Annotated in this window: 31 protein-coding genes; 15 read left to right on the forward strand and 16 right to left on the reverse strand. The window is 65.9% G+C overall.

Annotated features, from left to right (window positions below; translation table 11 throughout):
* Positions 1–2 precede the first annotated feature (2 nt).
* The gene (locus AC1DYU_RS02920) at positions 3–281 is read left to right on the forward strand and encodes a hypothetical protein (protein ID WP_476790335.1); all 279 of its coding nucleotides are present in this window, start codon (positions 3–5) and stop codon (positions 279–281) included.
* A 51-nt stretch (positions 282–332) separates the two neighbouring features.
* Here AC1DYU_RS02920 and AC1DYU_RS02925 read toward each other — a convergent pair whose 3' ends face one another.
* Positions 333–1,322 (reverse strand): dienelactone hydrolase family protein, encoded by a 990-nt coding sequence (locus AC1DYU_RS02925; RefSeq protein WP_476790336.1) that lies wholly within the window; start codon positions 1,320–1,322, stop codon positions 333–335.
* 350 nt (positions 1,323–1,672) lie between these two features.
* Between AC1DYU_RS02925 and AC1DYU_RS02930 the strand changes: the two genes are divergently transcribed.
* Positions 1,673–2,407, forward strand: a complete 735-nt coding sequence (locus AC1DYU_RS02930; RefSeq protein ID WP_476790337.1) for an AzlC family ABC transporter permease — start codon at positions 1,673–1,675, stop codon at positions 2,405–2,407.
* Entirely contained in the window at positions 2,404–2,766 is a 363-nt protein-coding gene (locus tag AC1DYU_RS02935) for an AzlD domain-containing protein (RefSeq protein WP_476790338.1), read from the forward strand. Before AC1DYU_RS02930 ends, AC1DYU_RS02935 begins: the two co-directional genes overlap by 4 nt.
* Before the next feature lie 9 nt (positions 2,767–2,775).
* Here AC1DYU_RS02935 and AC1DYU_RS02940 read toward each other — a convergent pair whose 3' ends face one another.
* The 5 genes from AC1DYU_RS02940 to AC1DYU_RS02960 all read right to left on the reverse strand — a co-directional run bounded on the left by AC1DYU_RS02940 (position 2,776) and on the right by AC1DYU_RS02960 (position 6,578).
* A complete protein-coding gene (locus AC1DYU_RS02940) occupies positions 2,776–3,204 on the reverse strand; it encodes an HIT family protein (RefSeq protein WP_476790339.1) in 429 nt (142 codons plus the stop codon).
* 78 nt (positions 3,205–3,282) lie between these two features.
* Positions 3,283–4,098 (reverse strand): hypothetical protein, encoded by an 816-nt coding sequence (locus AC1DYU_RS02945; protein ID WP_476790340.1) that lies wholly within the window; start codon positions 4,096–4,098, stop codon positions 3,283–3,285.
* On the reverse strand, positions 4,091–5,326 hold the full coding sequence (locus AC1DYU_RS02950) for a GNAT family N-acetyltransferase (protein WP_476790341.1): 1,236 nt from the start codon (positions 5,324–5,326) through the stop codon (positions 4,091–4,093). Before AC1DYU_RS02950 ends, AC1DYU_RS02945 begins: the two co-directional genes overlap by 8 nt.
* A complete protein-coding gene (locus AC1DYU_RS02955) occupies positions 5,323–6,090 on the reverse strand; it encodes a glycerophosphodiester phosphodiesterase family protein (RefSeq protein ID WP_476790342.1) in 768 nt (255 codons plus the stop codon). Before AC1DYU_RS02955 ends, AC1DYU_RS02950 begins: the two co-directional genes overlap by 4 nt.
* A 14-nt stretch (positions 6,091–6,104) precedes the next feature.
* Positions 6,105–6,578 (reverse strand): RidA family protein, encoded by a 474-nt coding sequence (locus tag AC1DYU_RS02960; RefSeq protein ID WP_476790343.1) that lies wholly within the window; start codon positions 6,576–6,578, stop codon positions 6,105–6,107.
* Positions 6,579–6,799: 221 nt separating this feature from the next.
* On the opposite strand from AC1DYU_RS02960, the gene AC1DYU_RS02965 reads away from it, so the two are divergent.
* Entirely contained in the window at positions 6,800–7,654 is an 855-nt protein-coding gene (locus AC1DYU_RS02965; protein ID WP_476790344.1) for a cell envelope integrity EipB family protein, read from the forward strand.
* On the opposite strand, the gene AC1DYU_RS02970 is transcribed toward AC1DYU_RS02965, so the two are convergent.
* Together AC1DYU_RS02970 and AC1DYU_RS02975 are read right to left on the reverse strand one after the other, a co-directional pair.
* On the reverse strand, positions 7,611–8,984 hold the full coding sequence (locus AC1DYU_RS02970; RefSeq protein ID WP_476790345.1) for a DNA polymerase IV: 1,374 nt from the start codon (positions 8,982–8,984) through the stop codon (positions 7,611–7,613). The two genes, AC1DYU_RS02965 and AC1DYU_RS02970, sit on opposite strands and share 44 nt — an antisense overlap.
* Positions 8,981–9,271 carry a DUF3572 domain-containing protein gene (locus AC1DYU_RS02975; protein WP_158486093.1) on the reverse strand — a complete coding sequence of 97 codons (291 nt, stop codon included), beginning with the start codon at positions 9,269–9,271 and terminating at the stop codon, positions 8,981–8,983. Before AC1DYU_RS02975 ends, AC1DYU_RS02970 begins: the two co-directional genes overlap by 4 nt.
* Before the next feature lie 154 nt (positions 9,272–9,425).
* Between AC1DYU_RS02975 and AC1DYU_RS02980 the strand changes: the two genes are divergently transcribed.
* Together AC1DYU_RS02980 and AC1DYU_RS02985 are read left to right on the forward strand one after the other, a co-directional pair.
* Positions 9,426–9,797, forward strand: a complete 372-nt coding sequence (locus AC1DYU_RS02980) for a response regulator (RefSeq protein ID WP_054208871.1) — start codon at positions 9,426–9,428, stop codon at positions 9,795–9,797.
* An 18-nt stretch (positions 9,798–9,815) separates the two neighbouring features.
* Positions 9,816–11,192, forward strand: a complete 1,377-nt coding sequence (locus AC1DYU_RS02985; RefSeq protein WP_158486094.1) for a PleD family two-component system response regulator — start codon at positions 9,816–9,818, stop codon at positions 11,190–11,192.
* A 304-nt stretch (positions 11,193–11,496) separates the two neighbouring features.
* Here the strand turns inward: AC1DYU_RS02985 and AC1DYU_RS02990 are convergent, their stop codons facing one another.
* Complete coding sequence (locus AC1DYU_RS02990; protein ID WP_476790346.1) at positions 11,497–11,643, reverse strand: hypothetical protein; 147 nt, start codon at positions 11,641–11,643, stop codon at positions 11,497–11,499.
* A 428-nt stretch (positions 11,644–12,071) separates the two neighbouring features.
* On the opposite strand from AC1DYU_RS02990, the gene AC1DYU_RS02995 reads away from it, so the two are divergent.
* Complete coding sequence (locus AC1DYU_RS02995; RefSeq protein ID WP_476790347.1) at positions 12,072–12,398, forward strand: hypothetical protein; 327 nt, start codon at positions 12,072–12,074, stop codon at positions 12,396–12,398.
* 38 nt (positions 12,399–12,436) lie between these two features.
* Here the strand turns inward: AC1DYU_RS02995 and AC1DYU_RS03000 are convergent, their stop codons facing one another.
* The 5 genes from AC1DYU_RS03000 to rnr all read right to left on the reverse strand — a co-directional run bounded on the left by AC1DYU_RS03000 (position 12,437) and on the right by rnr (position 16,662).
* Complete coding sequence (locus AC1DYU_RS03000) at positions 12,437–12,670, reverse strand: BrnA antitoxin family protein (RefSeq protein WP_158486096.1); 234 nt, start codon at positions 12,668–12,670, stop codon at positions 12,437–12,439.
* Positions 12,671–12,761: 91 nt separating this feature from the next.
* Positions 12,762–12,929, reverse strand: a complete 168-nt coding sequence (rpmG, locus tag AC1DYU_RS03005; RefSeq protein ID WP_054141277.1) for a 50S ribosomal protein L33 — start codon at positions 12,927–12,929, stop codon at positions 12,762–12,764.
* A 168-nt stretch (positions 12,930–13,097) separates the two neighbouring features.
* A complete protein-coding gene (locus AC1DYU_RS03010; RefSeq protein ID WP_476790348.1) occupies positions 13,098–13,832 on the reverse strand; it encodes an NUDIX hydrolase in 735 nt (244 codons plus the stop codon).
* On the reverse strand, positions 13,829–14,275 hold the full coding sequence (locus AC1DYU_RS03015; protein ID WP_476790349.1) for a DUF983 domain-containing protein: 447 nt from the start codon (positions 14,273–14,275) through the stop codon (positions 13,829–13,831). Before AC1DYU_RS03015 ends, AC1DYU_RS03010 begins: the two co-directional genes overlap by 4 nt.
* Positions 14,275–16,662, reverse strand: coding sequence for a ribonuclease R (gene rnr / locus AC1DYU_RS03020; RefSeq protein WP_476790350.1), 2,388 nt, complete (start codon positions 16,660–16,662; stop codon positions 14,275–14,277). Before rnr ends, AC1DYU_RS03015 begins: the two co-directional genes overlap by 1 nt.
* Positions 16,663–17,343: 681 nt before the next feature.
* Here rnr and urtA point away from each other — a divergent pair.
* From urtA to urtE, 5 genes are all read left to right on the forward strand, one after another.
* Positions 17,344–18,600 carry an urea ABC transporter substrate-binding protein gene (gene urtA, locus AC1DYU_RS03025; RefSeq protein ID WP_476790700.1) on the forward strand — a complete coding sequence of 419 codons (1,257 nt, stop codon included), beginning with the start codon at positions 17,344–17,346 and terminating at the stop codon, positions 18,598–18,600.
* Positions 18,601–18,739: 139 nt separating this feature from the next.
* Positions 18,740–20,341 carry an urea ABC transporter permease subunit UrtB gene (urtB, locus tag AC1DYU_RS03030; protein WP_476790351.1) on the forward strand — a complete coding sequence of 534 codons (1,602 nt, stop codon included), beginning with the start codon at positions 18,740–18,742 and terminating at the stop codon, positions 20,339–20,341.
* Positions 20,338–21,477 carry an urea ABC transporter permease subunit UrtC gene (urtC, locus tag AC1DYU_RS03035; RefSeq protein ID WP_476790352.1) on the forward strand — a complete coding sequence of 380 codons (1,140 nt, stop codon included), beginning with the start codon at positions 20,338–20,340 and terminating at the stop codon, positions 21,475–21,477. The genes urtB and urtC overlap by 4 nt, the downstream gene beginning before the upstream one ends.
* A 5-nt stretch (positions 21,478–21,482) precedes the next feature.
* Positions 21,483–22,247: an urea ABC transporter ATP-binding protein UrtD gene (gene urtD, locus AC1DYU_RS03040; protein WP_476790353.1), complete on the forward strand. Its 765-nt coding sequence runs from the start codon at positions 21,483–21,485 to the stop codon at positions 22,245–22,247.
* A 2-nt stretch (positions 22,248–22,249) separates the two neighbouring features.
* Positions 22,250–22,945, forward strand: a complete 696-nt coding sequence (gene urtE / locus AC1DYU_RS03045) for an urea ABC transporter ATP-binding subunit UrtE (RefSeq protein WP_476790354.1) — start codon at positions 22,250–22,252, stop codon at positions 22,943–22,945.
* Between the two features lie 109 nt (positions 22,946–23,054).
* Here urtE and AC1DYU_RS03050 read toward each other — a convergent pair whose 3' ends face one another.
* Entirely contained in the window at positions 23,055–23,519 is a 465-nt protein-coding gene (locus AC1DYU_RS03050) for an Lrp/AsnC family transcriptional regulator (RefSeq protein ID WP_476790355.1), read from the reverse strand.
* 160 nt (positions 23,520–23,679) lie between these two features.
* On the opposite strand from AC1DYU_RS03050, the gene AC1DYU_RS03055 reads away from it, so the two are divergent.
* Both AC1DYU_RS03055 and AC1DYU_RS03060 read left to right on the forward strand, forming a co-directional pair.
* Positions 23,680–24,690: a 1-aminocyclopropane-1-carboxylate deaminase gene (locus tag AC1DYU_RS03055; protein WP_158486106.1), complete on the forward strand. Its 1,011-nt coding sequence runs from the start codon at positions 23,680–23,682 to the stop codon at positions 24,688–24,690.
* Positions 24,691–24,695: 5 nt separating this feature from the next.
* Positions 24,696–25,001, forward strand: coding sequence for a hypothetical protein (locus tag AC1DYU_RS03060; RefSeq protein ID WP_476790356.1), 306 nt, complete (start codon positions 24,696–24,698; stop codon positions 24,999–25,001).
* 22 nt (positions 25,002–25,023) lie between these two features.
* Here the strand turns inward: AC1DYU_RS03060 and AC1DYU_RS03065 are convergent, their stop codons facing one another.
* Positions 25,024–25,434: a DUF2000 family protein gene (locus tag AC1DYU_RS03065; protein WP_476790357.1), complete on the reverse strand. Its 411-nt coding sequence runs from the start codon at positions 25,432–25,434 to the stop codon at positions 25,024–25,026.
* On the opposite strand from AC1DYU_RS03065, the gene AC1DYU_RS03070 reads away from it, so the two are divergent.
* The gene (locus AC1DYU_RS03070) at positions 25,433–26,299 is read left to right on the forward strand and encodes a helix-turn-helix domain-containing protein (RefSeq protein ID WP_476790358.1); all 867 of its coding nucleotides are present in this window, start codon (positions 25,433–25,435) and stop codon (positions 26,297–26,299) included. The two genes, AC1DYU_RS03065 and AC1DYU_RS03070, sit on opposite strands and share 2 nt — an antisense overlap.
* The last annotated feature ends 48 nt before the right edge of the window (positions 26,300–26,347 follow it).

Below are 26,347 nucleotides of genomic sequence, written 5' to 3' on the forward strand. Positions count from 1 at the left end.
GCGTGTTCTTCAGGCGCAAGACCGACACTCTGCTCGCTCAGGCGGCGGAGCCCGCACCGGAGCGGACCGCTCCGGTGCGCAAGGAAAAGCTGAGCTGGTTCGAAAAGCGCGACCGGCGACGCCGGCGGCGCAAGGCGTTCGAGGAGGTCCTCGGCTGGATCCTCGTCCCCGCCTTCATCTATGGGATCTACCTCGCGGTGAAGGCCGTTGGCGGCATCCCCAAGGAGCTCGTCGATTTCGGCAACGAGCTGATCGGCATCCTCTTCAAGGGCGGGCGCTAGAGGGCGCCTTGGCCTGACGAGACGATGTCGGGGGGAGGGCTTGCGGGCTCTCTACTTCGTACTGACCGTCGAGCGCACGAATTCAGCCACTGCAGCGGTCGCCGCTTTGGTCGCCTCGGGATCGAAGCCGACGGTCGGCCCGATGCTGACGCAGTCGTCGGTATAGGCGAACGGCTTCTGCGTCGCCTCGTTGATCAGGACGGCGCCTTCGTTTTCCCGGATTTTGCACGCCCGCACCGACTGATCGGCTTTGGTCGGCACAGGCGGATTGGCGCCCAGGGGATTGTCGAACCCGTGTTCGGCGTTCGGATACTCCGTCAACTGCACATCCGCGCCGGCCTGTTTCAGGCGTGCGATGTAGGTTTTGCAGGCGGAAACCGGGTTGTAGTTGTCGGGTGAGCCGTGAAAGATCCGGATCGGCTTGCCTGAGACCTTGTCGTCGTCCCGGTACGTCGTTCCGCAGTCGGGATAGAAGACCACATAGGACGCGAAATTCACGCCGCTCTTGTTCCAGAGTTTCTGGAAGCGTTCGACGCTGGAGTAGAGCGCCGCTTGCCCGCCGCGCGAGAAGCCCACCATGACGATCTTGTCGGGGGCGACGCGTGGATGTTTGCCGAGAATTTCAAGGGATTTGTAGATATCGAGAATGAAGTTCAGACGCCCGAGCGACGCCTGCTTGTCGCCGACGCCGGTGAAGCCGCGTCCCGTGACGCCATCGATGACGAATGTCGAGATGCCGGCCGCGTTGAAGAGCCTCTTCCAGTACTGAACATTCCCTCCGATGCCGCCGGAGCCATGCATCAGGACGGCGACGGGCAGTCGCCCGTTGCCTTGGGCGATGGCCAGCTCGCCCGTGACGACGGCAGCCTTCGCATTCTGGTCACCAGATAGAAATTGGCTATCGCTCAAAGTCAGCGTGGGGATGGAAAAGAGCTCGACCCTGGCCGGCAGGTCCTTCGGAGCGGCCTCCTGCGCGGACACCGCCCCTGCTGACACAAAGGTCGCGAGGGCCATGGCGCTGATACGCGAATACGATCCCATAATGTCCTCCCGACTGGTACCTGGGCTTTATTCGGTGAATCGAGTTCACGCCCATGGCAGGCGAAGAATTGTACCGGTTGGTTCACGCGTCAAGGCGGTGATTATCGAGGCTTCCCATCTCGTCTCCTGTTCGAAGGGTGGGGGAGGAAGGAGCTTCGCGCATCGCGATCTGCCGCTCGGGCCCGGCTTGCAGCGCCAGGTTTCACCAATCATGCCCTGCATGGAGCGCGGGGCCGCTCGGCTACCGGCGCGCCCGCGATGCCGTTGGGCTGAGCTAGAACGGTGACCGTCGTCCATTCGTCCGACCGGACCTCGAACCGCCCCCACACCCCAGCCGCGCGAAAGTCATGATGAATCCACCGCCAGACCGGGACTGGAAGCGCGTTGCGCTGGCCGGCATGCGCGATGCGCTGTCCCTGCCGGCCTGGGTCGTCGGCTTCGGGCTGATCGGGGTCGGCTCGCTCGCCAGCGATGTCGGCTATCCCGTCGAGGTCGCGGTGCTGTCGACCATGCTGGTCTGGGCCGGCCCGTCGCAAGTGATCTTCTTCGCCTCGATCGCGGCCGGGGCTGCCTGGAGCGCGATCGCAATCGCGGTCGGCTTCGCCTCGCTGCGCTTCCTGCCGATGACGGTCGCGATCCTGCCGCTGCTGCGGCGGCCGGGACAAGGTATCGGGGTGCAACTCCTCCTGGCGCATTACGTCGCCGTGACGTCCTGGACGGAGGGGCTTCGGCGCCTGCCGGACGTGCCGCCGCAGCAGCGGGTGGTGTACTTCCTGGGCTTCGCCAACACCTGCATGGCGACGAGTTCGATCGGAACCTTTCTCGGCTACTATCTAATCGGCGCCTTGCCGATTCCGTTCGCCGCCGGCCTGATGTGCCTGACGCCGATCTTCTTTTTGGCCTCGCTCTCGGCCGGCCTGCGCCATCGCGGCGATGCCGCGGCGATAGTGCTCGGGCTTGCGCTCGCGCCGATCTGCGACCGCTTCATCGGCGGCGGCTTCGACCTGATCGTGGCCGGCCTGATCGCTGGCAGCGTCGCCTTCGCGCTGCGGCCGCGAAAGCGGGCAAGGCCCGAGCAATCATGACCCAGCCGATTCCCTGGCTTGATGGGCCGCTTTGGCCCTATCTCGCCTTGCTGCTCTTCGCGGTGTTGCCGACCGAAATCTGGCGCTGGCTCGCGGTCATCTTCTCGCGGCGCATCGACGCCGATTCACCGGCGCTCGATTGGGTCAGGGCGGTGGCGACCGCCTTGCTGGCCGGCATCGTCGCCAAGCTGATCGTGACGCCGCCAGGCGCGCTCGCGGCCGTGCCGCTGCCGCTGCGGATCGCGGCACTGGCGGTCACGCTCGGCGTCATGCTGTTCGATCGAAGGCGGGTGATGCTCGCCGTGCTGGCCGGCGAGGCGACGCTGATCGGCGGGGCGTGGTGGCTCCTGCCGGGCTGACTTCAGCGATCAGAGATTGTCGAGCGCATCCCTGATCTTGTCGGCATTCGCCATCAGCACATGCAGCTTCTCCATCGACCCCGTATGGGGCCTCAGCGCCACGCCCTCATGGCGCGGCATGACATGCACATGCATGTGAAACACCACCTGTCCGCCGGCTGCCTCGTTGAACTGCTGGATGGTGACGCCATCGGCATCGAAGGCGGCCTTTACCGCGCGAGCGAGCTTTTGCGTCGTCAGCGCGACCGCCTTCAGCGCATCCGGCGGCGCATCGAAAACATTCCGGCAGGCGACCTTCGGGATCACCAGCACATGGCCGTTGGCGCGCGGCATGATGTCCATGATCGCCAGCGTCTCGGCGTCCTCATAGACGGTGTGCGACGGCAACTCACCGCGCAGGATCTTGGCGAAGACATTGGCGTCATCATAGGCGGTCATGCGAGATCCGGGGCAGGCGAGGGGGTGGTGGCGCACACCAGCCTGTCGCGGCCGGGCCGGTCGCGTCAAGGTCTCGTATCAGCGCCGCAGCGTCGGCAGTGGGCCTGCCGGCCTTCCATGCAGCGGCAGAACCTCGGCCAATTCGGCATCCAGCACGAGATCGTCGCAGGCGCCGAGCACCCAGAGCGCTGTCGCCCCGAAGCGCAGCACCGATACGTCCCACCAGCGCTCGATCAAGGCCGCAAGGGCCTCGGTCTCCGCGACGTCGAGGTCGTCGGTCAGGTTGTAGAGCCCGACCAGATAGAGATCGCCGGGCTGTCGCCCGAATGCCGACTGGATGGACTGGAACGGATTGGCCCCGCCGCGCATCTCGGGATAAGCCCGCAGATAAAGCCGGCCCCGGTTGACGTTGCCCGAGAACAATCCGCGCAGCTCGACCCGGAACGGACCCGTACGGAAAAGCGCCTCGCGCACGGCCCGGTCGATCGCCGGAGCGTCCCCGGTCGAGAGCGTGCCGCACAGCGTCGCATGCAGCCGGTCGGCTCGTCGTGGCACAATGTCCCAGGCAATCTTCCGCGCGAACGGCGCGCGCCGCATCTCATCATCGAGCCGCGCGAGCGGCTCGGACGCGGCCAGCGCGGCCTCGTCGATCGGCAGAACGGCTGAAAACACCCTCGGATGCCGGCCCATCTCGTAGGAGCGGCCCTCCTGCCGGGCGATCACGCCGGGGTGCTGGGGGGCGACCAGCGGCAGATGGGCGAGACGATAGGGCTCGTCGAGCTTCAGGCCCTCACCGGGCACAAAAACGGTGCGGCTGCGTAGATAGCCGAGTTCCGCATCGCCGCAGAACGAGGCCGGGTTGCCCTGTGATGCGGCTGCCGTTCCATTAGTCATGCGTGTCCCCCGTCTTGCGAAACGGACTCTCGGCCGCGAGCGCGTCTTGTGCTTGCGCGATCTGCTGGCGTTCCCCGCCGAGATAATGCGCCACCGCGCGCCGAAGTCCCGGATCGGCAAGATGATGGAAGGAGCGGGTCACCACGGGCCGGTAGCCGCGCGCCAGCTTGTGCTCGCCCTGCGCGCCGGCTTCGACGCGGGCGAGCTTGTGCGCGATCGCATAGTCGATCGCCTGATGGTAGCAGAGCTCGAAATGCAGAAAGGGATGATCCTCGATGCAGCCCCAGTTCCGGCCATAGAGCGTATTGGCGCCACGGAAATTGATCGCGCCGGCAATGTAACGTCCGGCGCGCCGCGCCATCACCAGCACGATGCGCTCGCTCATCGCCGCCCCGACTGCCGAAAAGAAGGCACGGTTGAGATAGGGGCGGCCCCATTTGCGCGCGCCTGTATCCTCGTAGAAGGAGTGGAAATCGTCCCAGACGGCCTCGGTCAGGTCGCTGCCCGACAGGGCCTCCACCGTGATCCCGGCCGACAGCGCCTCGCGACGCTCGCGCTTGAGCGCCTTGCGCTTGCGCGAGGCCAGCGTCGCGAGGAAATCGTCGTAAGTGGCGAAGCCCTCATTGCTCCAGTGGAATTGCAGATCGTGCCGTTCGAGATAGCCGGCCTCGCGCAGCGCCGCGATGTCGGGCTCCTGCGCGAAGGTGACATGGACCGACGAGGCTTCGGCCTGGTCGCGCAGCGCCTCCAGCCCCGCGATCAGCCCGGCCCGGGCCTCTTCCGACCTGGGGCCGTCGGCGACCAGCAGGCGCGGCCCCGTCGCCGGCGTGAAGGGGGCTGCGACCTGTAGCTTGGGATAATAGCGCCCGCCGGCGCGCTCATAGGCGTCGGCCCAGCTATGGTCGAAGACGTATTCGCCCTGGCTGTGGCTCTTGAGAAAGCTCGGCGCGGCGGCCAGCAACGTGCCCGAGCCATCCTCGACCAGGAGATAGGCCGGCGACCAGCCCGAGCGCCCGCCGACGCATTTGCTGTCCTCCAGCGCGCGCAGGAATTCATGCGACACGAAGGGATTGTCGCGGTCGAGCCCTGCCGCGACTGGCTGGCAGGACAGGCCCAGCGCTTCGCCCAGCGCGCCCGGATTGGCGCAGGCGTTCCAGGCCCCGGCCGGCACGGTCTTCAGCGAGGTCGTGACGCGGACCCGAAGGTCGCCTCCCTCGCCGGTGCTCAAGGCGTGAAGCCCTCGAACACCATCTGGTCGGCGTGGCGGGCCGCCTTCTCGCGATCGGCTGGCGTGCGTACCGTCCAGGTCATCAGCGGCATACCTAGCGCGTTGCGGCAGAGATAGGGCGCCGCGCTTTCGAGATCGACGACCTTCCAGGACAGGAAGTCCGGCCGGCTCTCGCCGAAATGCAGCAGATTGGCCATGGCGTGGCGCTTGGCATCGTCGAGATGGGCGTAGTCGTCATAGATGGAATAGTCGTTCATCGCGACGATGCCGCGCGGGATCGCAGGCGCCAGATCGCGCAATGCCGTCACGATATCGGGATCGAACGACTTGAAGACGATCGGCTGACCGGCGCGGCCCGAGACGATCTCGGCGGCCCGCCGCGTCAGCGCGAGGTCGCCATCGAAGCGGCTCTTGATCTCGATCACCAGCGGCACCCGCCCGGCGATGAGGTCGAGAAAACCCGCCAGCGTCGGGATTTTGGCCTCGCTACCTTTCAGCGTCATCGCAGCCAGCGCGTCCGCCTTCAGCGACGCGACCTTGCCGGTCTGCGCCGTCAGCCGGTCGAGCACGAAATCATGGAACACCATGGCCTCGCCATCGGCGCTGAGCTGAACGTCGCATTCGATACCGAAGCGCCCGGCGATGGCAGCCTCGGCGGCCGGAATGCTGTTCTCGATCACGCCGGCGGCCGCGTCATGCAGGCCGCGATGGGCGATCGGCCGGGCGATCAGCCAGCCCAGCCCGGACTGCGAATGTTCGCTCATGGACCGGTCGCGCATCAGGCGATCTCGAACATCGCCTCGACCTCGACGGCCGCGTCGGCCGGAAGTTCGGCGACGCCGATGGTCGAGCGGGCATGGCGTCCCTTGTCGCCGAGCACCTCGACCATCAGGTCCGAGGCGCCGTTCATGATCGCGGGCAGGGCGGCGAAATGTGGCGCGGCGTTGATGAAGCCGCCGAGGCGGACGCAACGCGTGATCCGGCTGAGATCGCCGCCGAGCGCGGCCTTGGCCTGGGCGAGCACGTTGATCGCGCAGAGCCGCGCGGCCTCCAGGCCAGCCTCGTTGAAGATCTCCGCGCCGAGCTTGCCCTTGTGGACATCGGAGAGCTTGCCGTCGAGCCCGAAGCAGATCTGGCCCGAGATCACCAGCAGATTGCCGGTGATGACATAGGGCACGTAGTTCGCCACCGGAGCGGCGGGCGAGGGCAGGGTGATGCCGAGTTCGGCAAGCTTGGCGTCGACGGCATTCATCAGGGGAACTCCACCGGGGGCAGGAGCCTTTCGGAGGCGCGAAGCCAGGCCCAAAGGCGCATGTCTTTCATGGCCGATGCCCGGCCGGGCCGCAAGCACCGGCGCCATGCTTGCAAGGCAGGGACGGTTGCCGGGCCGTGCTGTGTCGGACTGCCTTGTTTGCGCCATTGCGGCATTGCACCTAGATTCAGGTGCCTCAGGAAACGAAAGCGGCGGTCGTCATGAACATGAACGGGCTGGGCGTGACAGGATTTGGCCTTGCGGGACTCCTTGCCGTTGCGGCGGTGTCGGCGATCGGCCCGGCCATGGCCCAGCCGCAAGCCACGGGCCGCGTCGTGCTTGTGCCGCACCGCGCCGTCTATGACCTGGTGCTCGACGGCGGCAAGGCCGCCAAGAATGTCGAGTCGGCCCGCGGCCGCATCGCCTATGACTTCACCGGCGATGCCTGCGAGGGCTACGCCCTGTCGTTCCGGCAGGTCACGCAGCTCCAGAGCGGCGAGAGCGGGCCGCGTACCATCGATGCGCGCACGACCAGCTTCGAGGCCGGCGATGGCGCGAGCTACCGCTTCAAGACCGAAAGCTCGGCCAGCGGCGCACCGACCGAGACGGTCGATGGCCTCGCCAGCAAGAGCGGCGATGGCTACGAGGTCAAGTTGAGCACGCCGAAGGCCGAGACCCATCGCGAACCGCTCGCGGCGCTGTTTCCCAACGCCCAGATGAAGGCGGTGATCCAGGCCGCCCGCGCCGGCCAGAACACGCTGAACGTCAGGCTCTATGACGGCGCCAATGGCGGCAAGGACCTCTACGAGACGCTCTCCGTGATCGGCCGGAAGGTCGAGGCCAAGCCGGCCGAGTCCCCCCTGCAGCGGCCCGAATTCGAGAATCTGGCGCGCTGGCCGGTGACGATGTCGTATTTCAAGGTCGGATCGGGTGAGTCGACGCCGTCCTACACCATCTCCTTCGAGCTCTACGAGAATGGCGTCACCGGCGCCGTCAGGCTTGACTATGGCAGCTTCGCCCTGCTCGGCACGCTCACGCGTCTGGATCTTCTGCCTCAGGCCGAGTGCGGGAAGTAGCCGAGCCGCTGCCGGCCCGCTGGGGCAGGCGCAAGCTGAGCCCCTTGCCGATCGCGGCATCGCCGAAGCGGGCGCGCAAGCTGTCGAGCGCGCCCTCCATCGCCTTGAGCCGCGGCGTCGCGACATCGGCAAGGTCGCCATGGTCGGCGTCCTCGGGTCCGGTGAGGTCGCTCGCGCCGATGCCGATCAGCCGGTAGCGCGGCCCGTTGCATTCGCGCTTGAGCAATTCGCGCCCGGCCGCGAACAGGCGCGCTGCAAGCTGCGTCGGCTCCGGCAGGCGGCTGGCGCGGGTGATCGAGTGGAAATCCGCTGTCTTCAGCTTCAGGGTGATGGTTCGCCCCGCAAGCTCCTGGTGTTTCAGCCGTTTCGAGGTCTTCTCGCAGAGTCGCCAGAGTACTGGTTCGAGTTCGTCGAAGCGCGACAGATCGACGTCGAGCGTGGTCTCGCTGGATACGCTCTTGGTCTCACGGTCGGGAGTGACCCGACGCGTGTCGATGCCGTTGGCGAGGTTCTTCAGCCGCGGACCATCCTTGCCGGCCAGCCGGAACAGCTTGTCGACATCAGCCTCGCGCAGGTCGCCGATCAGCCGGAAGCCGGCCTCGGCGAGCTTCGCGGCGCTCGCCTGTCCGATGCCGGGAATCAGCCCGACCGGCTTTCCCGCCAGAAACGCCACGGCCTCCGCCCGGCCGATGACGGAGAAGCCGCGCGGCTTGTCCATGTCGGACGCGACCTTCGCCAGAAACTTGGCATAGGACAGGCCCACTGACACCGTGATTCCGATTTCCGTCTCGATCCGCCTGGCGAAGCGCGCCAGCGTCACGGCCGGGCTGGCATGGTGCAGCAATTCCGTGCCGGCGAGGTCGAGGAAGGCCTCGTCGATCGAGATCGGCTCGACCAGCGGCGTCAGCTCCTGCATCAATCGGCGCACCTGCCGGCCGACCGCGACATATTTCGCCATGTCGGGCTTGACCACGATCGCCTCCGGGCAGGCCTTGAGCGCCTTGAACATCGGCATGGCCGAGCGCACGCCATAGGTCCGGGCGATGTAGCAGGCGGTCGAGACGACGCCGCGCTTGCCGCCGCCGATGATCACCGGCTTGTCGAGCAGGGACGGATCGTCCCGCTTCTCGATCGCCGCATAGAAGGCGTCGCAATCGATATGGGCCAGGCTCAACGCGTCGCGCTCGGAGTGGCGCAGCAGGCGTGGCGAGCCGCAGGCCGGGCAACGCCGTGGTTCGGAGGCGCTGCCGTCATGGTCGCTCAGGCAGTCGCGGCACAGGACCCGCCGCACCACGGCGGGTAGAGCTGTCGCGGGGACAAGGTCGCTCAAGACGGCTCGCCGGGGGGCTGCCCGCTGAGCCGCTCGCGGGCCTGCGCCACCGCCTCCGGACTCACGCCCAGATTTCCGGCAAACTCCAGCAGAAGCGAATCGCTGCCGCTGATATGGTCGAGAACTGCGGCGAGGAAGCCCGGGTCGCTCGCTGCGGCCCGCAGCGTCGCGGGGCCGAGCCCTGTCGTCGCCAGGAACGGCTCGAGCCGCTCCGGCTCAGCCGCGAGGAAGCCCAGCGCCCGCAAAGCCAGCGTTTCGGCGTCCTCCATGCTGGGCGGTCGAGCCATGGCGTCGGGTGCTCCATCGTTCGCGTATTGGGCGAGTCGCGTATCAGGTTTGCGTTTCGTCAACGGCTCGCATGCTAGAGCATCATTGAACGAGGCCGCCAGCTTGGACAATCCGGATCGATCCGGGATGTCCGTGGCGCAAATGAAGGGCGGCATCATGAAGACGGTTCTGATCGTCGAGGATAACGAGCTCAACATGAAGCTCTTCAACGACCTGCTCGAAGCGCATGGCTACGCCACGCTGAAGACTGCCGACGGCATCGAGGCGATCGAGCTGGCGCGCGCGCATCATCCCGATCTGATCCTGATGGACATCCAGTTGCCCGAGGTTTCGGGGCTCGAGGTCACCAAATGGATCAAGGAGGACGATACGCTCAAGTCGATTCCCGTCATCGCGGTCACGGCCTTCGCGATGAAGGGCGACGAGGAGCGGATTCGCGAGGGCGGCTGCGAGGCCTATCTCTCGAAGCCGATCTCGGTCGCGAAGTTCCTGGAGACCGTCCGCGCCTATGCCGGCACAGCCTGAGCCTCTGAAAGTAAACCCATGTCAGCGCGCGTTCTTGTCGTCGACGACATCGTCACCAACGTAAAGCTTCTGGAAGCGAAGCTTTCGGCTGAGTATTTCGACGTCGAGACCGCGCTCAACGGGCCCGATGCCCTGGCGATCTGCGAGCGCGGCGAGACCGACATCGTCCTGCTCGACGTGATGATGCCTGGCATGAACGGCTTCGAGGTCTGCCGCCGCCTCAAGAACGCGGCGACGACCGCACATATTCCGGTCGTGATGGTGACCGCGCTCGACCAGCCGGGCGACCGGCTGAAAGGGCTCGACGCCGGCGCCGACGATTTCCTGACCAAGCCGCTCGACGACACTGCGCTGTTTGCCCGCGTGCGCAGCCTGGTCCGGCTGAAATCGATGACCGACGAGCTGCGCAACCGCGCGCTGGCCTCGCGTCGGCTCGGCATCGCCGATCCGCTGGCCGCTGCGGCCCTGGAAACCGGGCTGAACGGCCGCATCCTGCTGGTCGAGGACCGGCCGAGGGTGAGCGAACGCCTGGAAACCGCGCTGTCGGCCTTCCATGTGGTCGAGATCGAGCCTGACCCGCAGCAGGCGCTTTTGCGCGCCGTCGAGGGCGAATTCGACAGCGTCGTCGTGAGCCTCGATCTCAACGGATACGACGGGCTGCGCCTGTGCAGCCAGCTCCGCTCGCTGGAGCGCACCCGCAATGTCTCCGTCCTGATGATGGGCGAGGCCGAGGATCGCACCCGCATCCTGCGCGGTCTCGAGATCGGCGCGCATGATTTCCTGATCCGGCCGATCGATCGCAACGAACTGGTGGCCCGCGTCCGCACGCAGGTCCGCCGCAAGCGCTTTACCGAGAAGCTGCGCGACAGCGTGCAGTCCTCGATGGAGATGGCCGTGATGGACCAGCTCACCGGTCTGCATAATCGCCGCTACATGGATACCCGCATGGCGTCGATGTTCGATGAATCGGCGCTGCGGGCGCGGTCTCTGGCCTTGCTCGTCCTCGACATCGACCGCTTCAAATCCGTCAACGACAGCTGGGGCCACGATGCCGGCGACGAGGTCCTGCGCGAATTCGCCGACCGGGTCCGCGCCTGCACGCGCGGCATCGATCTCGTCGCCCGGATGGGCGGCGAGGAGATCGTCGTGGTGCTGCCCGATACGGCGCTCGATGCCGCCTATGCCGTCGCCGAACGCATCCGCGAACGCGTCGAGGCCGATCCCTTCGGCATCCAGGGCAATGCGCGCACGATCCCCGTGACGGTTTCCATCGGCGTCTCGAGCCGCCGCGCCGGCGACGTCTCGCCCGCCGAGATCATGAAGCGTGCCGATGACGCGCTGTACCGGGCCAAGGCGAGCGGCCGCAACCGCGTCATCGCTGCCAACGCGGCCTGACGCCGAACGCTGCTCAAACCCGAGTTCTGCTCGCGCGCAAGCATCGACTGGTTACGCGGTAAGGTTAAGCATCGATGAACATTGGTGAATCGATGGTATTCGATTGATTCGGCTGCGCCCGGCTGCAAGGGTCTTTGTGACGCAGCGATATTTCCGCTGCCTCGCGACGCCCCTCGGGTGCTCAGGTCCGCCGCATCTCCTGGGAAACCGGAGGGCTCGGCCGGTCGGTTGCGGATAGTCTGGCCTCCTCAGAACCGCCGCCGGCCGGCCACCTCTCACATGCTACGTGTCACGTGCCCACTTCTCAGCCTTGGAAATAGCGCGAGAGCAGGGCCGGCAGCCCGTAACCGATGGCGCCGAAGACCGCCAGAATTCCAACCAGCAGCAGGGCAGCGCCGACGCGATTGCCCAGGAAGCGCGACGAGTCGATCTCGACGATCAGCTTCAGCATGCGCCTCAGCGGCCCATGTGAGCCGCTATGATGGGTGGGCTTCCGGTCGCCGATGGTCACTGCGATGGGTTCCGAAGGTGTTGGGCCGAGGAGGGCGGTTAAGACGAGGGGTAGGTCAAGGCATGGGCCGGCGCGCGAGCGTTCTGGCAATGCAACGAGGCGACCATACTTCCGCGCAACTGGTCACAACTGGTCAGGACCGGCTCGTAATTCAAGTTTGGCATCGATATCCGCGCGCGAGAGTGACATATTCGCCGCATTCGCCGGAAAATCCGCCGGCCTGGCACGAGCCGGCGGCGTCGTTCCATGTTGCGATGCAGCATGTCTATCCCCGCCCCCCGGTATTGCATGATATCCTGATGACGATTCGCACCCTCCTTGTGGATGCGAAGATGCTGGCCTGACATCCTCAATCACTGGAGCGACCCATGCGTATTTTCGCATTGGCGCTCTGCCTCACGGCATCACCGTGGGGTGGAGGGCTTGTCTACGCGCATAGTTGGTACCCCTATGACTGCTGCAGCGACCGCGATTGCTGGCCCATGGGGCTGGACGTCGACGCAAGAGAGCCTGATCCGCGCATCGTGCCCGGCGGCTACCTGACCCATGACGGACATTTCGTCCCCGAAAAGGCGACGCGCGTCTCCAGGGACGGGCGTTTTCACATCTGCCGCAGCGGGGGAACGCTGACCGGCACGGTGATCGCGCCGTCGCAGAGACCGTTCTGCCTGTTCGTGCCGAAGCCGTCCTACTAAGGCCGCCGGCCAAAGGCTGTCGGAAGCGCGAGGCGGGCCTAGAGACCGGCCGCGCGCCGAAGGGCATCGTTGACGCGATCCTGCCAGCCGGGGCCTTCGCTCTGGAAGTGTTCGAGAACGTCGCTGTCGATGCGCAGCGACACGAGTTCCCGCGCGCCGGGCACCGCCGGCCGCTTCACGGCGGGAGGCGCCACCTTCGGCGTGGCTGCGGAGAACAGCGCTTCGGCCTTGTCGCGGGCGCTGACGGGGCGGCGGGTCCGGTCGATGCTCATGTCGTCGCGGTCTTTCCGAGGATGGACAACAAAAAACCGCCCGGGAGAGGGCGGTTTTGAATGGCGAGCCAAATCAACAGGCGAAATCGCCTTACTTGATCTTGGTTTCCTTGAACTCGACGTGCTTGCGCGCGACGGGGTCGTACTTCTTCATCGACATCTTCTCCGTCATCGTGCGCGAGTTCTTCTTCGTCACGTAGAAGTAGCCGGTGTCGGCGGTCGAAAGCAGCTTGATCTTGATGGTCACGGCCTTGGCCATGGGGATATCCTCGAACCATGTGGGGCTGGTGAGGCCCACGGGAAATGATAAAGGCCGGGCGAGCCCGGCAAACCGTCGGGCGTCGGAATGCCGCAAAGGCCCGTCGAAGTCAAGAAAGAATGGCGCGGCGCGCTGCGGTTTCGCAGCTTGGCGCAGTACAGCCCGCCGTCAGAGTTCCTCGCGCACGAAGCTCCCCTTCTTCTCCCAGAAGAAGGGGACCGGCAGGTAGGGCGCGAAGCCCCCGGCGATGCGGACCTCGACCTCCTGGATGATCACCTTGGTGATGGTCGGCAGGTCGAGCAGCTTGGCTTCCTCGAAATCCACCCAGACCAGATCGATCAGCTCCGAATCGGGGCCGACGACATTCTCGATTCGCTTGGTGCTGGCAGAGGCGTCGACCGTGAAGAAGCGCGTGTCGAAGCGCTTCGGCCGGCGCGGAGGCGTGATGGCGCGGGCCACGAAGGAGACGGCGGAGAGATCCGGGTAGATGCCGTGGCCGGCAAACTCGCTCCAGCTTCCGGCAGGGGGCCTCTCCGGCGCCCCATAGTCGGGCGAACCGAAGAGCAGACCGGTCTCCTCGAAGGTCTCGCGGATCGCGGCCAAGGCCAGCGCCCGCGCCTTGGAAGAGGTCGGTCGCACGGTGCGCGCGCAGAGCCTGTCCTCGCAGATCTGCGCGAGTGCGCCGGTCGCCATCATCCGGCGGTCGCCCGGATCGACGCGGCCGCCGGGGAAGACGTATTTGCCCGGCATGAACTTGTGGCCGGGATGGCGCTTACCCATCAGGATGCGCGGCTTGGCGGCGCTGCGATCCAGGATCATCATCGTCGCGGCATCCCTGGGGCGGATGTTGCTGGCGACACGGACGCGTTCGGCCTGGGTCAGGGTGACGGCGTGATCGTTCATGATGGACGGACCGTTGGAGGAAGGGGCTGGCGCTCGGCCGCGTCGGATACACCGCCGAAGCCATGCATCCGCATCGCCCATTGCAGGCCGATGACGCCGCCCTTGACCGGCTGCATCAGCAGCAGCGACAGCACCACGGTCAGCGCGGGCCAGATCGCCATATGCAGTCCCATCGACCAGTCGGCATATTTCTCGGCGAGCAGGATGCCGCCCACGATGATGTGGCCGACGATGGTGATCACGACATAGGGCGGCAAATCGTCGGCGCGTTGATAGTGCATCGGTTCGCCGCAGGCGGCGCAGGTATCGACCGGCTTCAGGAAGCCCCTGAACAGGCGGCCCTGGCCGCAAGCTGGGCATCGACCCTTCAGGCCGTTGCCGATTGCGCTGCGCCAGTCCCGCTCTGGTGGAGCGCCGGCGGAGGTATGGATCTGGACCGCCATCAGCGCCTCTTGCCCGTCTTCGGTTTGCCGGATTTGCCGCGTCCCGGCTTGCCGGCGCCGGGCCGGCCGGGTCCGCTTTTCCCCGCACCACTTTTCCCTGCGCCAGTCCTGCCCGGCCCGAAGGGCGAGGCCGGCCGGCCTGCTCCCGACAAGGCACCGCGGCTGGCCCGGACAGCGGAGCGCACAGCGCCCTGGCGCCCCTCCGAGAGCAGCTCGAAGCGCAGCGCTCCCGCGACCGGTGCTGCCTCGACCAGCTTGATATGGACCCGGTCGCCGAGCCGAAAGCTCTCGCCGGTGCGCTCGCCGATCAGGGCATGGACGGCCTCGTCATAGCGGTAATAGTCGGCGCCCAGCGTCGAGGCCGGAATGAAGCCGTCGGCGCCGGTGCCATCGAGCTTGATGAAGAGCCCGGCGCGATGGACGCCGCCGATGCGCCCGTCGAAGGAGGAGCCGATCTGGTCGGCGAGGAAATGCGCGATCAGCCGGTCGGTGGTCTCGCGCTCGGCGGCCATGGCGCGGCGCTCGGCCGCCGAGATCCGGGTCGAGACCTCGCGAAGCGCCTCGAGCGTCGTGCCTTTGGGTAGGCCGTCATCGCCGAATTTCTGGGACGAGATCAGGGCGCGATGGACGATGAGATCAGCATAGCGCCGGATCGGCGAGGTGAAATGGGCGTAGCGGCGCAGGTTCAGGCCGAAATGGCCGTAATTTTCGGCGACATATTCGGCCTGGGCCTGAGTTCGCAGCACGACCTCATTGATGAAGGTCTCGTTCTCCGAGCCCTTGATCATCCCCAGGATGCGGTTGAACAGCACCGGCCGCAGCGCGCCATCCTTCGGCAGTTTGATGCCGATCGAGGCCAGCACCTCGCCGAGCGCCCGCATCTTCTCGACAGAGGGCTCGTCATGGCAGCGGTAGATCAGCTGGCTGCCGGCTTTCTCCAGCGTCTCGGCAGCGGCGACGTTGGCGAGGATCATGAACTCCTCGATCAGCTTGTGGGCTGCCAGCCGCTCGGGAACGATGACGCGATCGACCGAACCGTCGGCTTTGAGGATCAGCTTGCGCTCCGGCAGGTCGAGATCAAGCGGCTGGCGCGCATCGCGGGCCCGCGACGCGACGCCATAGGCCGCCCAGAGTGGCATCAGGATGGTCTCGCGAACCGCCATCGCCTTCTCGTCGCCCTGGCCATCGATCGCGGCCTGCGCCTGCTGGTAGGACAACTTCGCGGCCGAGCGCATCAGGATGCGGTGGAAAGAGTGGCTCTTCTTCGAGCCGTCGGCCTTCAGCACGAGCCTGACCGCCAGCGCCGGCCGGTCCTCGCCCTCGCGCAGCGAACAGAGATCGTTGGAGATGCGCTCGGGCAGCATCGGCACGACGCGATCGGGGAAATAGACCGAGTTGCCGCGCTCCAGCGCTTCCCTGTCCAGCGATGACCCCGGCAGGACATAGGCCGCGACATCGGCGATCGCCACGGTGACGACATGGCCGCCGGCGTTGTCCGGATCGGCGTCGGGCGCGGCATGGACCGCGTCGTCATGGTCCTTGGCGTCGGCCGGGTCGATCGTGATCAAGGCCAGGTCGCGCCAGTCATCGCGTCCAGCCGTGCCGGCGGGCTTGACGGCCTCCGCCTCGGCAATCGTCGCCGGCTGGAAGATGTTCGGGATGCCATGGGCATGGATCGCGATCAGGCTGACGGCGCGCTCCGACTTGATCGAGCCCAGCCGCTCGCGCACCTGCGCCTCGGGCGGGCCGAAGCGGCTCTCGCTGCGCAGCGCCACCGAGACGAGGTCGCCATCCTCAGCATCGCCGGTCTGGCCCTTGGGGATCAGCGCTTCGCGCCCCTGCGCCTTCTTGTCGATCGGGATCAGCCGACCGGAGCCGTCGGGCAGGGCGCGAAAGATACCGAGCACCTGCGCCTTGCCCTTGCCCATCACCTTCAGCACGCGGCCGGAATAGGAATAACCGTCGACGCCCTTAAGGCGCGTCAGCTTGAGCAGGACCTGGTCACCCACGCCCGGCGCCGGTGCGGCGTGGCGCTTGGCCCGGAACTCGCGCTGCCGCTCGATCAATATCTTCGGCGGCGTGCCCTGATCGGCCTCGTTCCACTCCAGCGGCGCGGCATAAAGGTCGCCGTCGCGGTCCTTGCCCTTGATCTCGCAGAGCAGCACGGGCGGCAGCACGCCGCGCGGATGCACCGGCCGTTCGACGCCGTCGCCGCCGGTCTCGCCTTCTTCCTCGAGTTCCTTGAGGAGGCGCTTCAGCCAGATCTTGCCGCCGCCCGACAGACCGAAAGCCTTGGCGATCTCGCGGCGGCCGACCTCGCGCCCGGCCTGCCGCTCGGATTCGATGAAGTCGAGGATCGCCTCGCGGCTTGGTTCAGGCGCGGACAACGCTGCGGCTCTCGATAATGCTTGGAGTCATGATCATGCTCCTGATGTGGCATGCGCATCGCCGCGATACCAGAAGCTGCGTCGAATGGCTCCCCTGCAGCATCGGAAAAGAAAGAAGGGCCGCCCTTTCGGGCAGCCCTTCCATTGTCGAACCGCAGCCCCGGTAACCGGGCCTGAAGATTCAAAAGCTCACGCGGAACAAGACCCCCACTTGGAAAGAGTCCAGGTCCACCCGCTTTGAACCAGCGGCTGATGACAATGAGACACTGGATCACCTCCTTTCAGTTGTTACCGACAAGATCAGGCTAGGGCGATTCTCGGCCCCGCGTAAATGTCAAAAAACGCGCTGCCGGCTAGGCTGCAACAGGCGGCGGGAACGCCGGAAACGGTACATTGCGCGGCACTGCTCATTTTAACGCCGGCATGACTGCCTATAATTTCATCATATCTCAGTGCGTCGCATGATTTTTGCGTGTCCCCGGTCTCTCGCCGCAGGAAATGCCGTTAGAAAGCGTCATCCGGCACAGACTTGTCGTTCCGTAACGTCTGGTTGTGCCGTTGGCACGTCGCTTGCGAGCCGCCTGCCTCGGGCCGGGGAGGCCCGCCGCCGCCCACTCAAGGGCGCGGCAAACCAGGGATGGTTCGGGGGATATGTCCGTGAACACCACACGTCGCGTTATTTTGGGCGCCGCTCTCGCGGGCGCCACTGTTCTGGGCTCCTACCTGCCGGCAGCGGCGCAGGAGACCATCAAGGTCGGCATCCTCCACTCGCTCTCGGGCACGATGGCGATTTCCGAGACGACGTTGAAGGACGTCATGCTCATGCTCATCGACGAGCAGAACAAGAAGGGCGGCGTGCTCGGCAAGAAGCTCGAGGCCGTCGTGGTCGATCCCGCTTCCAACTGGCCGCTCTTCGCCGAGAAGGCCCGCGAGCTGATCACCAAGGACAAGGTCTCGGCCGTGTTCGGCTGCTGGACATCGGTCTCGCGCAAGTCGGTCCTGCCGGTCTTCAAGGAGCTGAACTCGATCCTGTTCTACCCCGTCCAGTACGAGGGCGAGGAGAGCGAGCGCAACGTGTTCTACACCGGCGCAGCCCCGAACCAGCAGGCCATTCCCGCGGTCGACTATCTCGCCAAGGAGGAGAAGGTCCAGCGCTGGGTCCTCGCCGGCACCGACTACGTCTATCCGCGCACGACCAACAAGGTCCTCGAGGCCTATCTGAAGTCCAAGGGCGTCAAGTCCGAGGACATCATGATCAACTACACGCCGTTCGGTCATTCCGACTGGCAGACGATCGTCTCCGACATCAAGAAGTTCGGCACCGCCGGCAAGAAGACCGCCGTGGTCTCGACCATCAACGGTGACGCCAACGTGCCGTTCTACAAGGAACTCGGCAACCAGGGCGTCAAGGCGACCGACATCCCGGTCGTGGCGTTCTCGGTCGGCGAGGAAGAGCTCGCCGGCATCGACACAAAGCCGCTGCTCGGCCATCTCGCCGCGTGGAACTACTTCCAGTCGGTCAAGACGCCCGAGAACGAGGCCTTCATCAAGCAGTGGAAGGCCTACAAGAAGAACGACAAGGCCGTCACCAACGACCCGATGGAGGCCCATGTCATCGGCTTCGCCATGTGGGTGAAGGCCGTCGAGAAGGCCAAGAGCTTCGATCCCGACAAGGTCATCGACGCCCTGCCGGGCATCGAGGCGCCGAACCTGACCGGCGGCATCTCGAAGATGCTTCCGAACCACCACATCACCAAGCCCGTCCTGATCGGCGAGATCAAGGCCGACGGCCAGTTCGACGTGGTCTCCAAGACCGGTCTCGTCGCCGGCGACGCCTGGTCCAAGGAGCTCGACGGTTCCAAGGACCTGATCGGCGATTGGGTCGAGAAGAAGTGCGGCAACTTCAACATCAAGACCGGTAAGTGCGGCGGCGCGTGAGGATTTGAGGGGGAGGGACGACACGGGCTCATAAAACCCGGCCGTCCCTCGAATTCCGACGACGCCCCCGGCCCTGTGCCGGGGGCGTTCGACACCGCCGATCTACGAAGCCGCCGACCTGCAAACCCGAAACGAGCCCATGCGGATTGTGTCCTGCCTTCTGCGCATGATTGCGCTCGCGACGCTGCTTGCGCTCCAGCCGGGCGCGGCAGCCGCCCAGAGTGCCGATGAAGCCTTCACCAGGCTCGGTGCCGACAGTTTCTCCGATACCAACCGGGCGATCGAACTGCTGATCGCGAACGCTCATCCGCAGGCCGCACCGATCATCGAAGCCCTGGCCGCTGGCCGGCTGCTGGCGGGCGGCGGCGCGGTCGTCATCAAGACGACAGACGGCAAATTTCTCGACGCCAGGACAGGCGCTGCCCTGCCCGCCGAGTCCCCTGGGCTCGCTCCGGTTCGCCTGAACAACGGTGTCCGCCGCAACATTCAGGCCGCGCTCGGCGGTCTCGGCCTGCTCAATCCCGACGCCGGCAAGCGCATCGCCGCGGCCGAGGCCGTCTTCAAGTCGCGCGACGTTGCGCTGCTGCCGGTGCTGGAAGGCGCGATCGCCAAGGAGACCGACGCCAAGGCCAAGGCTGCGCTGCGCCAGGCCCAGGCTGCGATCCTCGTCGCCAAACCCGACGCCCCGCCCTTCGACCGGATCGCCGCCATCGACGTGCTGCGCGAGCGCGGCGACCAGGATGCGCTCGCCACCCTGCGCTCGCTGCCCGCCGACTCCTCCCCCGCGTTGAAGGAGGCCCAGTCCCGCGCCGTCTCGGCCATCGAGGGCAAGCTCGCCGTCTGGCGGGCCGGCCAGAACCTCTGGTACGGCCTCTCGCTCGGCTCCGTGCTGCTGCTGGCGGCGATCGGGCTGGCGATCACCTTCGGCGTGATGGGCGTGATCAACATGGCCCATGGCGAGATGGTGATGCTTGGGGCCTACACCACCTTCATCGTGCAGGAGGTCATCCGCACGAGGTTCCCCGGCCTGTTCGATTATTCTCTGCTGATCGCCGTGCCGCTCGCCTTCATCGTGGCCGGCCTCGTCGGCATCGCCATCGAGCGCGGCGTCATCCGCTTCCTCTATGGCCGGCCGCTGGAGACGCTGCTCGCCACCTGGGGCATCAGCCTGATCCTGCAGCAGGCGGTGCGCACGGCATTCGGGCCCACCAACCGCGAGGTCGGCGCGCCGAACTTCATGTCCGGCGCCTTCGAGATCGGCCAGCTCGCCATCACCTGGAACCGGCTCTGGATCATCGTCTTCGCCGGTCTCGTCTTCGCGGCGCTGCTGGCGATCCTGAAGTTGACGCCGATCGGCCTGCAGATGCGCGCCGTCACCCAGAACCGCCGCATGGCCTCGGCCATGGGCATCCGCACCGGCCGCGTCGATGCCCTGACCTTCGGGCTCGGCTCCGGTGTTGCGGGGTTGGCTGGCGTCGCGCTCTCACAGATCGACAATGTCAGCCCCAATCTCGGTCAGAGCTACATCATCGACAGCTTCATGGTCGTGGTCTTCGGCGGCGTCGGCAATCTCTGGGGCACGCTGATCAGCGCGATGACGCTGGGCGTCGCCAACAAGCTGCTCGAACCCTATGCCGGGGCGGTGCTGGGCAAGATCGCGCTGCTCGTCTTCATCATCCTGTTCATCCAGAAGCGCCCGCGCGGCCTGTTCGCGCTCAAGGGCAGGGCGGTGGAAGCATGATCTCTCGCTTCCTCCTCCAGAACATGGACAAGCGGGGATATGTCTTCCTCGCCATCGTCGCAGGCATCGGCATCATGGTGCCGCTGCTCAACCTGCTGATGCCGGCAGGCTCGCTGTTCCACATCCCGACCTCGACCATGTCGCTCTGGGGCAAATATCTCTGCTACGCGCTGCTGGCGATCTCGCTCGATCTGGTCTGGGGCTATTGCGGCATCCTCTCGCTCGGCCACGGCGCCTTCTTCGCGCTCGGCGGCTACGCGATGGGCATGTATCTGATGCGCCAGATCGGCTCGCGCGGCACCTATGGCAACCCGATCCTGCCGGACTTCATGGTCTTCCTGAACTGGCAGGAATTGCCCTGGTACTGGTACGGCTTCTCCTCCTTCCCCTTCGCCATGCTGATGGTGCTGCTCGCGCCCGGCCTGCTCGCCTTCGTCTTCGGCTGGTTCGCCTTCCGCAGCAGAGTCACCGGCGTCTATCTGTCGATTATCACCCAGGCACTGACCTATGCGCTGCTGCTCGCCTTTTTCCGCAACGACATGGGTTTCGGCGGCAATAACGGCCTGACCGATTTCAAGGACATCCTTGGCTTCAACGTCCAGGCGCAGACGACTCGCGCTGCTCTGTTTTCGATGACCTGCGTCATGCTGATCACCGGCTTCCTGATCGCGCGCGGCATCGTCGTCTCGAAGCTCGGCAAGGTGGTGATCGCGATCCGCGACGCGGAGTCGCGGACGCGCTTCCTCGGCTACCGGGTCGATCGCTTCAAGCTTTTCGTCTTCACGGTTTCGGCCTGCATGGCCGGCGTTGCCGGCGCGCTCTATGTCCCGCAGGTCGGCATCATCAATCCCAGCGAATTCGCCCCGGCCAACTCGATCGAGACGGTGATCTGGGTTGCTGTTGGCGGACGCGGCACGCTGGTTGGGGCTGCGCTCGGCGCCGTCGTCGTCAACTACGCCAAGACGGTGTTCACCTCTGGCTTCATGGCGCCGTACTGGCTGTTCGCGCTCGGCGCGCTTTTCGTCTTCGTCACGATCTTCATGCCCAAGGGCATCATCGGCACCGCGCGGGAGCTTTGGGAGAAGCGCCGCAAGCCCGCTCCGGCAGCGCCCCCCGAACCGGCCCCGGCGGAGTGACTGTGATGAACGCTTCCAACCCCGGCGCGCTGACATCCTCATTGCTCTATCTCGACGGCGTCAGCGTCTCCTTTGACGGCTTCAAGGCCATTCGCGGGCTGTCGCTGACGATCGAGCCCGGCGAGATGCGCGCCATCATCGGCCCCAACGGCGCCGGCAAGACCACGATGATGGACATCATCACCGGCAAGACCAAGCCGGATGTCGGCACGGTGATGTTCGGTGGCTCTGTCGATCTCACCAAGCTCGACGAGGCCGCGATCGCCAATCTCGGCATCGGCCGCAAGTTCCAGAAGCCGACGGTGTTCGATTTCCACACCATCGAGGACAACATCCTGCTGGCGCTGAAGGCGCCGCGCTCCGTCGCCCGCACGCTGTTCTGGCAAACAGCCGCCGCCCAAGCGAAGCGCATCGACGACATCCTCGGCATCATCAAGCTCGGCGATGCCCGCGACCGGCTCGCCGGCTCGCTCTCGCACGGCCAAAAGCAGTGGCTCGAGATCGGCATGCTGCTGGCGCAGGATCCGAAGCTCCTGCTCGTCGACGAGCCCGCTGCCGGCATGACCGATGGCGAGACGGCCGAGACGGCGGTGCTCCTGAAGGCGATCGCCAAGGATCATTCCGTGATCGTCGTCGAGCACGATATGGGCTTCATCCGCGAACTCGGCGTGAAGGTCACGGTGCTGCATGAGGGCTCGGTGTTGGCCGAAGGCCCGCTCGATGTCGTCAGCGCCAATGAGCGCGTCGTCGAAGTCTATCTGGGGCGATGAGCATGCTGACCGTCGACGCCATCGATCTCCACTACGGCGCAGCCCAGGCGCTGCGCCGCGTCTCGGTCACCGCTGAGGCCGGTAAGGTCACCTGCGTGATGGGTCGCAACGGGGTCGGCAAGACTACGCTGATGCGCGCCATCGTTGGCCAGCAGGCGATCAGCGCCGGCAGGATCTCCTTCGGTGGGCAAGACATCTCGACCTTGCGCACCGAGGATCGCGCGCGTGCCGGCATCGGCTTCGTGCCGCAGGGCCGCGAGGTCTTCCCGCTGCTGAGCGTGAAGGAAAACCTCGAGACCGGCTTCGCGCCTTTAGCGCGCAAGGAGCGCTACGTTCCCGATGAACTCTTCGACCTTTTCCCCGTGCTCAAGTCCATGCTGGGCCGACGCGGCGGAGACCTCTCGGGTGGCCAGCAGCAGCAACTCGCCATTGCGCGGGCGCTGGTCACCCGGCCCAAACTGCTGGTGCTGGACGAGCCGACCGAGGGCATCCAGCCCTCGATCATCAAGGATATCGGCCGCGCGATCGATTATCTGCGCTCGAAGGGCGACATGGCGATCGTGCTGGTCGAGCAGTATTTCGACTTCGCCCGCGACCTTGCCGACACGATGTTCGTGATGGACCGCGGCGAGGTCGTGCTGTCGGGCCCGATGAAGGACCTCGACGCTGGCCAGGTGCAGCGTCTGATCCAAGTGTAGCAGCGTCATGCTCGCCCTTGTGGCGACCATCCACGTCTCGAACACGGGCACTCGACAAGGAAGACGTGGATGGTCGGGACAAGCCCGGCCATGACGGGGAGGGTATCGCTCAAAACGCCAGCGGCGCGTTGTCGACGACCTCCTTCATCACGAAGAAGGTCCGCGTCTGCCGCACGCCGGGCAGCGCGATCAGCTTGTCGGCGTGGAGCTTGTTGAAATCCGCCATGTCGCGGACCCGGATCTTGAGGATGTAATCGAAATCGCCGGCGACGATGTGGCAATCGAGCACCGCGGGCATGTTCCGGATGGCGGCCTCGAAGTCGCCGAAGCTCTCGGGCGTCGAGCGGTCGAGCACCACGCCGACGAAGGCGAGCGTGCCCATCTCGACATGTCTCGGCGAGACCTGCGCCCGAACCGAGGTAACGTAGCCCTCGGCGAACAGGCGCTGGATGCGGCGGTGGCAGGTTGCGGCGCTGGTGTTCACGCGCTTGGCGATTTCGGCATTGCCGAGGCGCCCGTCGGACTGCAGCAGGCGCAGGATTTTAAGGTCGGTCCGGTCGAGATTCGACGCCATGAAAGGATCTTCCAGATCTGACCTGAATTATGCCGTAGTAGCCGCAATATCGCGTATATTGTGGCGTTCATCACGCAGAATGATGCCTCACTTCGGAAGGACGTTCCAGCTCGTTTTCAGTAGATTTCCGGCCATCGCACCCGATGGAGAACCGGTCGCCATGCTGAGCAAATTCGAGCGTTATCCCCTGACTTTCGGCCCCACGCCGATCGAGCCACTACCGCGCCTGTCGGCCCATCTCGGTGGCGCCGTCGAGATCTTCGCCAAGCGCGAGGACTGCAATTCGGGCCTGGCCTTCGGTGGCAACAAGCTGCGCAAGCTCGAATACATCGTGCCCGACGCGATCGCGAGCAATGCCGACACGCTGGTCTCGATCGGCGGCGTGCAGTCGAACCACACCCGCATGGTCGCGGCGACTGCCGCCAAGATCGGCATGAAATGCCGGCTAATCCAGGAAAGCTGGGTGCCGCATGAGGACGCCGTCTATGACCGCGTCGGCAACATCCTGATGTCGCGCGTCATGGGCGCCGAGGTGCAGCTCGTCGATGAAGGCTTTGACATCGGCATCCGCGAGAGCTGGGAAAAGGCGCTGGCCGATGTAAAGGCCAAGGGCGGCAAGCCCTATGCGATTCCGGCCGGCGCCTCGGTCCACAAATTCGGCGGTCTCGGTTATGTCGGCTTCGCCGAGGAGGTTCGGGCGCAGGAGGCCGAACTCGGCTTCAAGTTCGACTACATCATCGTCTGCACCGTCACTGGCTCGACCCATGCCGGCATGGTCGTCGGCTTCGCCAAGGACGGCCGCCAGCGCAACGTCATCGGCATCGACGCCTCGTTCACGCCCGCCCAGACGCGCGCCCAGGTGCTCGATATCGCGCAGAAAACCTCAGCGCTGGTCGGCGGCAAGGACATCACCAACGACGACATCGTCCTGAACGAGGACTATGCCTATCCGGTCTATGGCGTGCCCTCGCAGGAGACGATCGAGGCGATCCGCCTTTCCGCCCGGCTCGAGGGCATGATGACCGACCCCGTCTATGAGGGGAAATCGATGCAGGGCATGATCGACCTGGTGAAGAAGGGCTTCTTCCCGGCGGGCTCGAAGGTGCTCTACGCCCATCTCGGCGGCGTGCCGGCGATCAACGGCTACAGCTACACCTTCCGCAACGGCTGATCGCGATGAAAGCGGTCATTCTCTGCGAGTTCGCTTCGGGAGAGATCGGCGTGCGTGCGGGGCTTCTCGACCGCATCGCGCCGCTTTCACTCTCGGGCGAAGGTCGCCTCAGTTTTGTGGCGACCGGGAGCGGTGATGAGGACAAGCCGGCGACCGAGATCGTCGCGGTCGCTTTCGCCAGGGAACAAGTGGCCGACGCGGTCATGCTGCGCTGGCGCGGCGACCCGACCTTTCCGACAGCGGTAGCGACGCGACTGATGCGGATCGAGCCGATCTGGTCGATCGAGCCCCTGGCCATGATGTTTCCCTGAACCAGCAGCCGCCTCGGCCGCCTCAGCCGTGAAGCGGCAGGCCCTTGACGATCTTGTCGATCTGCTTGCGGTCGGCGTGGAGCGCAAGCCCGACGAGGTCGAGGTCGGCAGTTGCGACAGCGGCGACGGCGGCGCGGTTGTCCGTGTCGTTGCCGGTTGAAAACAGCGCGCGGGTGTAAAGCGAGGGCCTGACGCCGCGCTCCTGCGCTCGACTGAGGGTGAGCCGCAACTGCTCCGGCGTCGCCTGGAAGATCAGGATCGGCTGGCGGATCAGCGGGCCGTAGAACCGCCCCGACGCGTCGCTGTAGTGTTCGCCCCCGAGTTCGGGATAGGCTGCCACGAGTCCGCCGGCGAGAAAGCTGGCGGCGTTGAGTTTCTGCCAGGTCGCGAGTTGCTCGTCGACCACGATGGCGATCTTGGTGTCGTAACGCATGGCGCTGTCGCTAGCCGGGCCGGACGAAGGCCGTCTTGAACGATCGTGCGGCCCCTCGCATGGCGATTGGGTGCGTGCCGGCGCCGGCGCCCCCGGCATCGAGCGGATCGAGGCCTTCTTCAGCGGCCATGCCTATGATCCCCACCGCCACGACACCTATGCGCTCGGCCTGACGCTGAGCGGCATGCAATGCTTCGACTATCGCGGCGCGCGGCAGGACAGCGCCGCCGGGAACGCCATCGTGCTGCATCCCGACGAGATCCATAACGGCCGCTCAGGGATGGAAACCGGTTTCCGCTATCGCATGCTCTATCTCGAGCCGAAGCTGGTGCGCGCTGCGCTCGGCGAGCGGGCGGCGACGCTGCCCTTCGTTTCGGCGGCGGTCTCCTCGGATCCGGCGCTTGTCGATGCTGTCGCGCGCGCCTTGTCCGACCTTGAGCGCCCGCTGGCGCAAATCGAGGCCGATGAGCGTGTGCTCGACCTCGCCAACGCCATGCTGGCGCTCGACCCCGCCATCGCCCGCAAGGCCGGCGGCGCGACGGCGCTCGCCGCGTCCGAGCGTGTCCGGCAGTTTCTCGACGCGCATATCGGCCGCAGCGTCTCGTCCTGCGAGCTGGAGGCGGTCTCCGGCCTCGATCGCTTCACGCTGGCGCGCCATTTCCGCAGGAATTTCGGCACCAGCCCCTACAATTACCTTGTGATGCGCCGGCTTGACCGGGCCCGGACGCTGCTGCGCGGCGAGGGAGCGCTCGCGGACATCGCCTTTGCCTGCGGCTTTGCCGATCAGAGCCATCTGACCCGGCAATTCCGTAAGGCGTTCGGCGTCACGCCCGGCCGCTGGCGCGCCTTGCAGCGCGCCCGGTGATGGCCCGAGACGCCCGATCCGGCTCTGACGTTCCCGTGCGACCGGCTT

It is taken from the genome of Allobosea sp. P2_B12 (genome assembly GCF_056404835.1).